Raw genomic sequence first — 11,936 nt, 5'->3', positions numbered from 1 at the left:
CGGCGACCCGCATGGCATGGTGAGCTGTGGATCACCGGGGTGGCGTCTGGCCTACCGGCACAGGACGCCAGGTGGGGTGCCGCGTAACGGTGTCCGCCAGGGCCCGCCAGGGTTCTCATTGGCGGCCGACAGCGCCGCGGTGTAGCTGCGCTCCACCATCGGAGAGTCCTCGTAGGCCGCGCGGGTCGCGTCCCAGGCGGATGGCGGCCGACGAATCCGAGACAGTCCCCCAACGGCGCTCCGCTGATCACTTGGTACGGCCGAACATCGCCTCTGCAGTCCCACCGAAGGGGCGCCCTAACCGAGGAAGCTCAACCGCACCTGCCGGTTCGGATTATCGACATTCGTATCCACCAAGCAGACGGACTGCCAAGTGCCCAGCGCCAGCCTCCCCCCAATGACGGGAAGCGTGGCATGCGGCGGAACCAGAGCAGGCAACACATGGTCCCGCCCGTGTCCGGGGCTGCCGTGCCTGTGGCGCCAGGGGAAGTCGGCCGGGAGTAGTTTCCGGAGGGCCGCCAGCAGGTCGTCGTCGCTTCCCGCGCCGGTTTCCAGCAGTGCGACGCCCATGGTCGCGTGGGGTGCGAAAACGTTCAGGAATCCGTCCTGCCCCTGGGCCGAATCCTGGAGGAAGCGCTCACAGTCTCGGGTCAGGTCGTAGACCGTCTCCTGTGAGCCGGTGGTCACGTCGATCACTCGCGTCTTGAACGTGTCAGCCATGACTTGATCGTGCCAGACACCACCGGCACAGCGTCGTTTTGCGATCGTCCCCCGTTGCGCAGCCCGGTCCCGGGGCGGCCGAGGAGTCGATCAGCCGGTTCGGAATTTGCTTCCGCGTATGATCTCCTGACCCCTGAACGCCTTCAGGTGGCGGGAGAGTGGCTTGGGGCCCGACGCTGGCCGGGTAGCGCCTCGGGCCGTCACAAAACGAATTCTGGCGTCAGGAACGTTCTAGTGAGGCTTCGATTCAGGCAAACTCTCCCCCAAATATGACGGATCTCTGTCAGGTGCTGTAGGCACTTGCCCCGTGAGGTAGAACAAAATGGCGGAGCGAATCGATCAACGGACCCCGGGCGGCGGGTTGCTCGGCTCGATACGGTCGGGCCTCATCGTTGCGCAAGCAACGGGATGGAGACCTTCTCGCCGCCGACAGCGGCTCGGCCGACGGAGTGCGGCGGCGGACGCGGGACGGCCGATGTGGGCGTCGCAACTCAAGCCGGTCCCAGGGCGGCCTGGGTTTCCCAGCTACCAGATGAATGAGGTCACTATGGGTGAGGCAACTACGAGTGACGCACGCGGCGGCGTTTGCCTGTCGGAGCGGGGCGGCACGCGCGATGACGGCGACCAGCGCGCGGTACTCGCGGAACTGATCACGCGATCGCTCTCCGACCACACGGTGGGTTTCAGGAGCTTCATCGAGCGGGCCGGACACGCACAGGTCGCACGGCTGGTGGAGGAGGCCCTCCGCAACGCCGTGGCCTCCGGGGCGCGGCCGTCGGACGCCGAACACGCGCCTGGCCGCACGACCGACGAATTGGGTGATGGCGTCAACGGCGGCGGGAATGGCGATAACTGCGTAGACCTGCGTCGGCCGGCATCATCCCAACAGGCACGCCGGGCCTTGTTCTCCGCGCTGACCGGTGAGGGGGCGATCCCCACTGGGATGCTCGGCCAACTGAGCCGTCGCGCCGACTGGCCGCTGCCCGGGAGGGTGCGGGCCATCGCGCTCAGGACCCGCACCGATATCCACCTGGTGGCGTCCGCGCTGGGCGACTGCCTCATCAGCGCACCTGAGCAAGAACCGTGCCTGCTGGTCCCTGTGACGGCCAGCCCGCTCGCCGACGAGAAGGCCAGGCTCCACGGAGTGCTGCGTTGCCGCTCTGCCGCGGTGGGGCACGCTGTTCCGCTCCATGACGCCGCCGCCTCCGTACGCTGGGCCTGCCGGCTGTTGGAACTGGTGCGGCCTGGCGTCGGGCCCGGTGGCGGGGTGGTGTTCGTCGACGACCATGTGTCGTCTCTCCTTCTCCTCCAGGACAAGTCGTTGCTCCGCGCCCTCGTCGCCCGCCAGCTTCGTCCACTCGCAGGGCTCACACCGGATCGGTGCGCGCGTTTGGAGGCGACGTTGCTGGCATGGCTGGGTGGTGGCGGAGCGCCGGAAATCGCCAAGGCACTCAGTATCCATCCGCAGACGGTGCGTTATCGGATGCGTCAGATCGAGAAGTTGTTCGGATCCCGGCTGCGTGACCCGCGTACCCGGTTCGAAATCCAAATGGCGCTCCGGAGCCGTCTATTGCTGGCGAACGCGCATCGTCGCTCCCCGGAACGCAATCGCCGTGCACGGGCCGGAGCGCGGCCCTGCAGACTCCTGTCGACGGCACCCGGGGCCGACGTGAATGGCTTGTGAACCGGCGAGGCTGGTCGCTGATGGACGGTTGACTTACCGTCGCATGGTGTCGGCAGGTCGCCGCGCCGCCAGCGGGCGGCCTCACGGGCGGGCCCTGCCCTCGACGTGACCGCCGGGCACATTGCTGTCGCTCAAGGAGGACGTGTATGTTGCAGCCCGTCAGCCGGCCGACCGAACGGAACACCCGTCGCCCCCTCACTCCGTCCACGTCGGCAACAGCAGGCCGAGTGACGTCGCCGCCCGAGCCCGCTCCGGAAATGAAGCACCGGCTCGTGGACGCCCCTTGTGGACGTATCCACGTGGTGGAACAAGGCAGCGGTCCCCTCGTTCTGATGGTTCACGGTTTTCCCGAGTCGTGGTATTCGTGGCGCCACCAGCTCCCGGTCATAGCGGCGGCGGGCTTTCGTGCCGTCGCTATCGACGTGCGCGGCTACGGACGTTCATCGAAACCTCTCGACGTGGCGGCCTACCGGATGCTGGCTCACGTCGACGACAACGTCGCGGTCGTGCACGCCCTCGGCGAAGAGACGGCGGTGATCGTGGGCCACGACTGGGGCTCGCCCATCGCCGCCAACTCGGCGCTGCTGAGGCCCGAAGTCTTCACCGCCGTAGGGCTGCTCAGCGTTCCCTACGCACCTCGGAACGGAATCCGGCCGACGGAAGTCCGACCTCGATTTTTACGCGCACGAATTCGAGCGGACAGGGTTCTCCGGAGCACTCAACCGCTATCGCAATGTCGACCGGGACTGGGTAGATCTCGCCGCATGGGACGGGGCGCCGATCAACCAGCCGTCGCTGTTCATCGGCGGGGAGTTCGACGCGCCCACGATGTGGTTGACCGACGCCATCAAGGCGTACCCCACCACCCTTCCGGGCCTGACTTCCTCGCACATCCTGGCAGGTTGTGGGCACTGGGTGCAGCAGGAATGCAGCGACGAGGTCAACCGGCTCCTGGTCGACTGGCTGCATTCGCTGCCGGCCCACTCGGGGCGGCAACACTCTCCGTCGTGAGATGTCAGCCGAGATTTCCGCCGTGAGGTGTCAGCCGAGATTGAGGTAGCTGACGCATCCGGTGGCCATTGAACGGAACGGTGATGCCGACGCTACCCTCCGTCGAAGTTCGAGGTTCGAAGTTCGAGGTTTGGGTTCGAGGTTTGGGTTCGAGGTTCGAAGCTTGAGGATTGAAGCTTAAAGCTTGGGTTCATTTGACGATTAACTATTGAAGTAGTTGAAGTAGCGGCAGACCGGCAGAGATGTGGGGAAATGCTGGCTATGTTAAGGAGTCTGCGGCTCCTGGCCCTGGTGGATCGGGAATCGGATTTCTTCACTGCGTTTCGGGCTTCGGCCTCGATCACCCTTCGTATAGGAGTGATGACATTGTTGTATGGTCCGCCACCTTCGGAATCCGGCCGTAAGCCGTGGCGGCCAGGCGCGGGCCGTTCCCTCGGCGTGACGCATCGACTACAAGCAGAAATCCGCCTGTCAATGCCCTGCGGCCGCTTGCTGCCAGTGTCAGACTTAAGGCATCGCGCCCGGCCGCCGGCCGCGGCCCCCGTCCTCTAGGGGGAGCATCATGACCTGGGCATCCTGGACGACCGTCGGGATCCACGCACGCCCCGGTAGGGTCCGTACGGAAGAGGCCGGAACGATCGAAGGCGACCTGACCGTCCATACGACCTGGTCGGAGGGCGAGGCCCACGTAGCGGTGCAGTACACCGGCTCGGAGGACTGGTTCACCATGGCCGGCAGCCCCGTCCCCTGTGACACGGAGGAAGCCAGCCGCAATTTTCACCAGGCGGTTGTGGAGGCCATGCGTGACGGGGAAGAGGGCGGGCCGAGCCTTCGCGAGCTCTTCCCTCTGTAGGGCCCGCAGCGAGGAGGATGGGGCCGCCTGCGGCGCGTCGCAGGTGCTGGAATCTCGTCCGTGCGGGGCGCTTGCGGGGAAGCTGGCCAGGTGCCGGAATCGGTACCCTGGTGTACCGACCAGCGTGCGTTTCCGTTATCCCACGCAAAGCGCGCTCCCCTCGCAAAGCGCTATTCATCCCTCGCAGAGCGCGATTCACCGCTTTCGGAGCGCATTCTCCAGAGCCTGGACGATCCGCGCGGTGTCGGCCTCGCCAGTGCGCCAATTGCTGAACGCGGCCCTGAGTGCTGGGACTTCGGCGTAAACGGTCGGCGTGAGGAAGACCTCCTCGGACAGTTCGTCGGCGAGTGCGGCGAGCCGTTCCGGCGTCGGGTCGTCGGTGGGCGTGATGCAGACGACGTCAAGGCCGACGGGTGCCAGCAGGCGCAGGCCCGCCATGGCGTCGATGGCCCGTCCCAGCGTACGGACGGGCCATCACGCACCTTTCGACGATCTCGCGGTGACCGTCCCTCCCGTAGGCGCGCAAGGTGAACCATGCCGCGAGCGCGCGCAAGCGGCGGGAGTTCTCCGGGGTGAGATGGACCGGATCGGGGATGTCGCCCAGCAGCCCGAGGTAGGCCGCGGCGTTCTGGAACGCGCGGGCCTGGAGGTCGCGGCGACGTGTGAACTGGACGGCGCTGTCGTGCGGTGCGTTCAACCACTTGTGCAGGTCCACACAGACCGAGTCGGCCAGGTTCAGACCCGCCACGAGGCGCGCGTGTTCCGGGGATGCGGCGGCGAACGCACCGAAGGCTGCGTCCGCGTGCAGCCAGAAGTCGTAGCGGTCACGGAGTGCGGCGATGGCACGCACATCGTCGAAGTCGACAGTGTTGACCGTGCCGGCATTGGCCACCACGACGCAGGGGCCGTCCGCCTGCTGTAGGGAACTCGCCAGCGCTGCCGGGTCGACCGCCTCCCGATGCGGCAGCGTCGGCACTGTGACCAGTGCGCCACGGCCCAGGGCGAGCATCGACAGGCCCTTGGCGATGCTCGAAAGCGGGCTGCCCGACAGCACCCGCACCGGGCCGAGAGCCGCCACTCCGGCCTCGGCCGGCGAGATGCCGAGCCGCTCACCGAGCCATTCCCGGGCGATCGCCAGACCGACCGTGTTGGACATGGTGGCGCCGCTGACGAATGTGCCCTCGTGCTCGTCCGACAGGCCGAACAGGGTTCGCAGCCATGCGATCGTCTCGCGCTCAAGATGCTGACCCGCTGGGTCGAGCGATGAGTGGGAGTTCTGGTCCATGGTTGAGGTCAGCCAGTCACCGGCCAGCGCGGCGGAGGTCACGACGACGGGCCGCTCGTCAATGCCGTCGAGGAGCGCTGTGGCGTGCAAACGAGTGGCGTCGAGGAGATGGTGCAACTGGGAGAGAGATGCGCCGAGTTGAGGGCGCATCATGCTTCCGATCATCGGACTTGGGACGGTGGTTGGGGGCGGTACTGCCAGTGAGGACGGTGCGTCCAGCGGGGACGGTGCAGCAAATGGGGACGACGGGGCTGGTCCGGGACCACGTCAGACAGAGCGGGGCTGCGTGGGCCGAATCCAATTGTGGACAAGTGGACCGGTGTGGATGGGCCCGGGTATGGGCTGCGAACAGCTGGACAGGGCGCCGGGAGAGTGGGCAGCGTCGAGGACAGTCGCGTCTGGGAGAGTGGGCGACGCCGCAAGGACTGCTCCTGGCCCGGTGGGCGGCGTTCGTGTGAACCGGCCTCCTGCCCCGGCCCCCGGCCTGAGCCCTGCCCCGGCCCCCGGCACCCTCGGCACCGGCAGAGAAGGACTCCGAAAGCCCCCGAACGGCTCCGAACAACTCCGAACGTGCACGCTAATTTATCCGTCCGATGCGCCGTACCGCCCGCCAGCTATGCCGCTATGCCGAGTCCCCTTAACCGATCCCCCGCCAGGTATTGACCCGATGTCAGGAGCTGATGAGACTTTCCCTGTCTCTCTGGGTGACGGCCTGCACATGCATCAGGCATGGGCGCATGTCACTGTCGGGGAATGCCTCACCAGCCCCCCGGCGCGCGGCTATCGGCCCGGAGGGATCTCCGTTACTGATAATGCAAAAACGCAGGATCCAGGGAAAGCGATAGACGATCAAACCCATCAGGTGTACCATCAGGGTCTTTTCCGTCCATGAGTCCGATAACCCGCATATGACCACGAACACGGCATCTGCTGGGGAATACAGAGGTCAGTCTCCGGGTAATCCTCGCAGCGAGCGCAGGGGCTGCGGCGCGACCGGGTGAAGTGATCAGGCTATCGCGCCTGAAGGAGTGGCAGACAGGAGTATCCGACCTGTTGGTACTGGCCGATCGACTGGCGAACAAGCGCACGCGTACGGCGAGAACCGGTGAAGCAAGGGAAAGGAACGCCATGTTGCGTCTGCCGTCGGAGTCACGGATATCTGCGGGTGCGACCTTCTTGGACTACGGGATCGCCACCGGCACACGTCTGCTTGACAGTGCGGGCATGGACGTCGAACAGGGGGAAGCGGTTCTGCGCAGCATGCTTTCGTCGTGGGGGGAAAGGCAGATCAAACAGCGCCCTGAATGGCACTCGGATGTATGCGCTGACGGTTCGCCAATCGAGTTTTCCGCCTCCTTTTCGGATGACGGTACGCAAATCCGGGTGCTCGTGGAGGCCGTGCCGGACGAGCTGAGCACGCTGGCCGCGCAGAAATCGGCACTCGGCCTGACGCAGACATTGATCGATGACTTCGGCGCCGCCGGCGGCCGGTTGGCGGCGGTATCGGATTTGTTCCTGCCGAGCGAAGATCCGACGGGTTTCGCCATGATGCACGCCGTTGACTTCTCATCAACCGGAAGGCCTGAGTTCAAGGTCTATCTGAACCCGAACGCCAATAACGGCATGACCCGCACCGAGCGGACGCAGGAGGCCCTGGATCGCTTGGGATTCGGTCAGGCATGGGAGTCGGTTTCCGCATACGCTCGCCGGGGATTCGACCTCGACAGGATCGTCTACCTCGGCCTCGACCTGAGCGACCGTCCCGAGTCGCGCGTCAAGGTCTATTTCCGTCACTATGACGTTGTCCCAGCAGACCTTGACACCTGCATGGAGATATCCACCCACCATGAGCCCGGCCTCCTGGGCGAATTCTGCCGTCAGTTGACCGGCAGGGCCGGTGAGCTGACGGATCAACCCGTCGTCAGCAATCTGACCTTCACGCAAGCCGGCGGGCATGCCCCCGTATCCGCCACGGCATACGTCCCGCTGTGGAGATACGCGGACAGCGACAGCACGCTACGGGACCGAATCTGTTCCGTCATGGCTGATATCGGTCTCCCCAGTACTGACTACCGGTCACTGCTGAACCATATGGCCCGGCGCCCACTGTCGGACGGGCGCGGGATGCACACGTACGCATCTGTACGGGTGCAGCGCGGCCGTCCCCGCATGACCACCTACTGGTCCTCGGAACTGTACGACCGATACCCGCCTGCCCGTTATCAGAGAGGGTGACCAACATGGCGCTTTCGGCTGCGACCGGATCGCTGTTCGATGACTCGCAAATCCAGCCCGCAATGCTGAGGGATCGATCAAATATCAGGTGGAGCGCTTATCCACCCGACGTCATCCCGCTGACCGCAGCGGAACCCGATTTCGCCGGCCCTCCGGTGGTCACGGATGCGATGATATCGTCTCTCGCTGACGGCTACTTTCCCTACGCGCCCCCTGAGGGGCTCAGCGAACTCCGGGAAATCTGCTCCGCGGTGGCGAAGGATCGTTACGGGATCGGCGCGAGTCCCGATCGCGTGGTGCTGACCGCCGGCACGGCAGCGGCGATCTGGGGTGTGGTGCACCTGCTGTGCCGGAAAGGCGACGAGTGCATTTTACCGGATCCGGTGGACATGCTGTTCGGGCAGGCCATCGATGCCGTAGGGGCCCGGCGGGTCTATTGCCCGATGGACAAGAGAACCGGACGTCTTGACCCTGACCGACTGGCCTCTCTGATTACGCCGCGCACCGCACTGATCTGCCTGTGCAATCCGCACAACCCACTCGGTACGGTCTTCGCGGAGGAGACGCTCCGTGCGATAGCCGAGACAGCAGGTGCGCGACGTATACCGATTCTCTCCGACGAGGTCTGGAACGAGATCGTGTACCCGCCTGCCGTGCACACGAGCACGGCAAGCCTGGACACCGCAAACAGTCAGAGAATCTTCACGTTGACCGGGCTCTCCAAGACCTTCGCACTGCCCGGTCTGAGAATGGGATTCGCGGTCGCCCCCACTGCACGAGAGGCGCACGATCTCCAGCTCACCTTCCAGCGTCTCGGCGCTGCGTACAACCTGACGCCCTTCGCCCAGGTCGGTGCTGTGGCGGCGCTACGTCATGGCTGGCCCTGGAGAAATGCCTTCTTGGAGCATCTGCAGGAGATGCGGGACTACTGCGTGGAACGGCTGAACGCGTTCCCCGGAATATCGTGCAGCCGTCCCGACGGAACATTCGTCCTGTTCCCTGATGTGACGTCAAGCGGGCTGGACAGCCAGACGATGGCCGAGTACCTCCTGGAGGCGGCTCGGGTCGCAGTGGTGGGCGGCACCACTGAGTGGTTCGGTCCGGCTGCCGAAGGCAATATCCGTATATGCTATGCCACTTCCCGGGGGATTATGACGGAGGCATTGAACCGCATGGAAAGGGCCTTGGATCGCCTTTCCGAAGCTCCAGTGCACAGAGCCGAGAATGCGGTTGCCTCCGCACACGGGCGTCTGACGGGCACCTGATGGAGGGAGCAATGCCCGGCTGACATTCCTGACCGGGAAAGGCTTCTGGGCGCTCCCTCCACAACGGAGCGCCGGGCTACCGCCTTCGCAGCCATGCCTTCAGCGAGCGCCACCAGGACAGGCGTGCACCCGGAACCGGAGTCGAAGGGGACGGACCGAGGAGCTTGTCCATGGACCTTGAGCCGCTCCCCGTGGCGGCCCGCTCAGTCTCCGCGTCAACTCCCCCCGGACCGGCGGATTCAGCGGAAGCACCGGACCGACGCGCGCTGAACTGCACCGGCAGGCTTGTCAGATGCCGCGTCATCCAGCCCGATTTCCAGCGCAGCTCCTCCTCGGGGATGCTGGTGTCGGCGATAGCGCGGCCGATGTCCTGGCCGGGGCACTCCTGCGGGCCGCTGCTGAAGGCGAGGTGGGAACGGTTTCCGTGCATGGAAACCGCGGGGTCGGGGCGCACGGCCGGGTCGTGGTTTCCGGCGCCGAGACCGAGCAGCAGCATGTCCCCCGCCTCGACCTTCTGACCACCGACCTCCGTGTCCACGGATGCCCAGCGCCCAGGGATGGTCATCAGGGGCGGTTCGTCCCACAGCACCTGCTCCAGCACGTCGGGCAGGGTCATCTGACCGCCGGCCAGCGACGCATGGCAACGGGGGTCGGTGAGGAGCATCCGCAGGGTGCTCTTGAGCAAATTGACGGTGGTCTCGTTCGCGGCGATGAGGATGACCCGCAGGTGATTCCAGACCTCTTCGTCGGTGAGCTGAGAGGGGTGCTCGATCAGCCAGGACGTGATGTCCTCGCCAGGGCTGGCGCGCTTGCGCCCCACGAGTTGCTGGAGCGTCTTCACGATGAACTCGTTGCTGTCCACCGACGTCTCGGTGCCCGCCACCATGTCTCTGCTGGCTTGGACCAGCCGCGGACCGTATTCATCGGGCATTCCCAGCAGCTGCGTCATGACGAGCATGGGCAGATGTTCCGCGAACTCGTCGGCCAGATCCGCTTCTCCTCGGTAGGCGAAGCCATCGATCAACTGGTGGGTGAAGCGCGTGACATGGCGTCGAATTCCACGGCGGCTGAAGCGTTCCAGTCCATCAGTGACCGCCACGCGCAACCGCTGGCGTTCGTCGCCGTCCAGGAACAAGCAGACCGGCTGCCAGGCGATCATCGGGAGCAGTGGGGATTCCGGCGGTACTTTGCCTTCCTTGAACCAGCGCCAGATGCGGGAATCACGACTGAACCGGGAGGGCGTACCGGCGACTTCAAGGATCTCGCGGTAGCCGATGACGAGCCAGGCCGGGAGGTCTCCGTCCAGCAGGATGGGCGCGACAGGTCCGTGTTCGGCGCGCAGCTTCTCGTACAGACCCATGGGATCCTTGGCCGCTTCAGGCCCGAAAAGCCGTGCCAGTCCGTCAGGGTTTCCGAATTTCGCGTGCGCCGGGCACTCCGGAGGCGGCTCGGTTGCGGAGGTGGTGCGGGGCTGACTGGAGGAAGAGGAGGTCACCGGGGCTCCGGGGGTGTGGTGGTAAGGGTGTGCAGATAACGCATGAGGGTCAGCAGGGCATCGCGGCTGGAGACACGGTCGCGGGCGTCGCAATCGATCATGGGTACGGAGTCGGGGATGTCCAGGGCGACGCGGAGCTCGGACATCGGGTATGTGGGGCCGTCCGGAAAGGCGTTGATGGCGACGATGAACGGCACACCGCGTTCCTCAAGTCGGCCGATCACATCGAAGCTGACTTCCAGCCGACGGGTGTCGATCAGGACCACCGCCCCCAGCGCGCCTTCGAAAAGGCCGTTCCACAGAAACCAGAAGCGCTGCTGGCCCGGAGTGCCGAACAGATACAGCACCAGTTCGTCACTGAGGCTGATCCGGCCGAAGTCCATCGCCACGGTGGTTTCGGTCTTGCGCTCGATTCCGGCGATGTCGTCCACCCCGACACCGGCCTGCGTCATGGTCTCCTCGGTCGTCAGCGGACGGATCTCACTGACCGATCCGACGAGGGTGGTCTTCCCGACCCCGAAGCCGCCGACGATCACCACTTTGACCGCTGTGGTGACCGAGGCCGGCAGAACGTCTTCACTGCGGGGACCGACGACGGGTTCAGAGATTTTGCAGTCCATGCATCACCGCCTCCAAAAGTTCGACATCGGGCAACGACGTGGCCGGGATCGGTGCGCGGGCTTCGACATGGCCGCTCTCCAGCAGATCCGCGAGCAATACCGTGATCACGCTGACCGGCAGATGGAGATATGCGGAGATCTCGGCGACGGACAAGGGGTAGTCGCATATGCGGACGATGGCGGCGAGTTCGGGCTGCATGCTCGAACTGGGCCCGTTCCTGGTGACGATCAGCGTGACCATGTCCAGGGGGGTTTTCTGGCCGGGTTGGTTCCCGCCGGACGCAATGACGTAGAGCCGTTCCGGAGCGCCCTCTTCCCAGCCCTTGGGCTGTTCCTCTTTCGGGTCGCTCATGGGACCTGCCGGTCGGCCCGCGGCGGGCTGGTGAGGTGTTGACCGATCCGGGCGACCAGGTCCCGCATGCGTTCTCCCATGAGTCCGGCGTCCACATCGTCGTCGGCCAGCACTGCCAGATACGCTCCGGCGCCGGCCGCCATCAGATAGAAGAAGCCGCCGTTGACTTCGATGACGACGAGCTTCATCTGCCCGTTGCCGTGCGGGAATTCCGTGGCGATGGCCGCCGACAGGCTCTGCAGTCCGGCGCAGGCTGCGGCGAGGCGGTCCGCGGTGTCCTTGTCCGTACCGAACTGCGCCATACACAAGCCGTCTGAGGACAGCACCACGACATCACGGGTCTGCGGAACGCTGGATGCCAGGTCTTCGAGCATCCAGTCCATATTGAGCCGCTGCTGTGTCACCACTTACTTACT

Annotated in this window: 10 protein-coding genes and 2 pseudogenes; 6 read left to right on the top strand and 6 right to left on the bottom strand. The window is 65.4% G+C overall.

The window, feature by feature from the left end; translation table 11 throughout:
• Positions 1 to 297: 297 nt before the first annotated feature.
• Positions 298 to 720 carry a YjbQ family protein gene (locus tag K9S39_RS40350; protein ID WP_248868240.1) on the bottom strand — a complete coding sequence of 141 codons (423 nt, stop codon included), beginning with the start codon at positions 718 to 720 and terminating at the stop codon, positions 298 to 300.
• A gap of 475 nt (positions 721 to 1,195) precedes the next feature.
• On the opposite strand from K9S39_RS40350, the gene K9S39_RS40345 reads away from it, so the two are divergent.
• The 4 genes and pseudogenes from K9S39_RS40345 (at position 1,196) to K9S39_RS40335 (ending at position 4,268) form a co-directional block, all read left to right on the top strand.
• Positions 1,196 to 2,404, top strand: coding sequence for a PucR family transcriptional regulator (locus K9S39_RS40345; protein WP_248868239.1), 1,209 nt, complete (start codon positions 1,196 to 1,198; stop codon positions 2,402 to 2,404).
• 146 nt (positions 2,405 to 2,550) lie between these two features.
• Positions 2,551 to 3,168: pseudogene (locus K9S39_RS43250) on the top strand (alpha/beta fold hydrolase); the annotation flags it as partial.
• Between the two features lie 70 nt (positions 3,169 to 3,238).
• Complete coding sequence (locus tag K9S39_RS43245) at positions 3,239 to 3,415, top strand: hypothetical protein (protein ID WP_406708192.1); 177 nt, start codon at positions 3,239 to 3,241, stop codon at positions 3,413 to 3,415.
• 562 nt (positions 3,416 to 3,977) lie between these two features.
• The gene (locus tag K9S39_RS40335) at positions 3,978 to 4,268 is read left to right on the top strand and encodes a hypothetical protein (RefSeq protein WP_248868238.1); all 291 of its coding nucleotides are present in this window, start codon (positions 3,978 to 3,980) and stop codon (positions 4,266 to 4,268) included.
• A gap of 195 nt (positions 4,269 to 4,463) precedes the next feature.
• On the opposite strand, the pseudogene K9S39_RS40330 reads toward K9S39_RS40335, so the two are convergent.
• Positions 4,464 to 5,703, bottom strand: a pseudogene (locus tag K9S39_RS40330) (pyridoxal phosphate-dependent decarboxylase family protein).
• Between the two features lie 978 nt (positions 5,704 to 6,681).
• Between K9S39_RS40330 and K9S39_RS40325 the strand changes: the two are divergent.
• Both K9S39_RS40325 and K9S39_RS40320 read left to right on the top strand, forming a co-directional pair.
• Positions 6,682 to 7,788 (top strand): tryptophan dimethylallyltransferase family protein, encoded by a 1,107-nt coding sequence (locus K9S39_RS40325; RefSeq protein WP_283113315.1) that lies wholly within the window; start codon positions 6,682 to 6,684, stop codon positions 7,786 to 7,788.
• 5 nt (positions 7,789 to 7,793) lie between these two features.
• Positions 7,794 to 9,053, top strand: a complete 1,260-nt coding sequence (locus K9S39_RS40320) for a pyridoxal phosphate-dependent aminotransferase (protein ID WP_248868236.1) — start codon at positions 7,794 to 7,796, stop codon at positions 9,051 to 9,053.
• Positions 9,054 to 9,129: 76 nt separating this feature from the next.
• On the opposite strand, the gene K9S39_RS40315 is transcribed toward K9S39_RS40320, so the two are convergent.
• From K9S39_RS40315 to K9S39_RS40300, 4 genes are all read right to left on the bottom strand, one after another.
• Positions 9,130 to 10,413 (bottom strand): cytochrome P450, encoded by a 1,284-nt coding sequence (locus K9S39_RS40315; protein ID WP_248868235.1) that lies wholly within the window; start codon positions 10,411 to 10,413, stop codon positions 9,130 to 9,132.
• A gap of 131 nt (positions 10,414 to 10,544) precedes the next feature.
• A complete protein-coding gene (locus K9S39_RS40310) occupies positions 10,545 to 11,168 on the bottom strand; it encodes a GTP-binding protein (RefSeq protein ID WP_248868234.1) in 624 nt (207 codons plus the stop codon).
• The gene (locus tag K9S39_RS40305) at positions 11,149 to 11,520 is read right to left on the bottom strand and encodes a DUF742 domain-containing protein (RefSeq protein WP_248868233.1); all 372 of its coding nucleotides are present in this window, start codon (positions 11,518 to 11,520) and stop codon (positions 11,149 to 11,151) included. The genes K9S39_RS40310 and K9S39_RS40305 overlap by 20 nt, the downstream gene beginning before the upstream one ends.
• Positions 11,517 to 11,903, bottom strand: a complete 387-nt coding sequence (locus tag K9S39_RS40300; protein ID WP_248869193.1) for a roadblock/LC7 domain-containing protein — start codon at positions 11,901 to 11,903, stop codon at positions 11,517 to 11,519. The genes K9S39_RS40305 and K9S39_RS40300 overlap by 4 nt, the downstream gene beginning before the upstream one ends.
• Positions 11,904 to 11,936: the final 33 nt, after the last annotated feature.

The organism is Streptomyces halobius, assembly GCF_023277745.1.
Classification (GTDB): domain Bacteria; phylum Actinomycetota; class Actinomycetes; order Streptomycetales; family Streptomycetaceae; genus Streptomyces; species Streptomyces halobius.
The sequence above is the reverse complement of the archived record's forward strand: the minus strand, read 5'-3'. Positions and strand labels throughout refer to the sequence as shown.

Excerpts from the sequence above, each read along its gene's own strand:
- K9S39_RS40345 (WP_248868239.1), top strand. The coding sequence starts at position 1,196 with ATGTGGGCGTCGCAACTCAAGCCGGTCCCAGGGCGGCCTGGGTTTCCC.
- K9S39_RS40305 (WP_248868233.1), bottom strand. The coding sequence starts at position 11,520 with ATGAGCGACCCGAAAGAGGAACAGCCCAAGGGCTGGGAAGAGGGCGCT.
- K9S39_RS40310 (WP_248868234.1), bottom strand. The coding sequence starts at position 11,168 with ATGGACTGCAAAATCTCTGAACCCGTCGTCGGTCCCCGCAGTGAAGAC.
- K9S39_RS40300 (WP_248869193.1), bottom strand. The coding sequence starts at position 11,903 with ATGGACTGGATGCTCGAAGACCTGGCATCCAGCGTTCCGCAGACCCGT.
- K9S39_RS40320 (WP_248868236.1), top strand. The coding sequence starts at position 7,794 with ATGGCGCTTTCGGCTGCGACCGGATCGCTGTTCGATGACTCGCAAATC.
- K9S39_RS40350 (WP_248868240.1), bottom strand. The coding sequence starts at position 720 with ATGGCTGACACGTTCAAGACGCGAGTGATCGACGTGACCACCGGCTCA.
- K9S39_RS40325 (WP_283113315.1), top strand. The coding sequence starts at position 6,682 with ATGTTGCGTCTGCCGTCGGAGTCACGGATATCTGCGGGTGCGACCTTC.
- K9S39_RS40335 (WP_248868238.1), top strand. The coding sequence starts at position 3,978 with ATGACCTGGGCATCCTGGACGACCGTCGGGATCCACGCACGCCCCGGT.
- K9S39_RS40315 (WP_248868235.1), bottom strand. The coding sequence starts at position 10,413 with ATGGGTCTGTACGAGAAGCTGCGCGCCGAACACGGACCTGTCGCGCCC.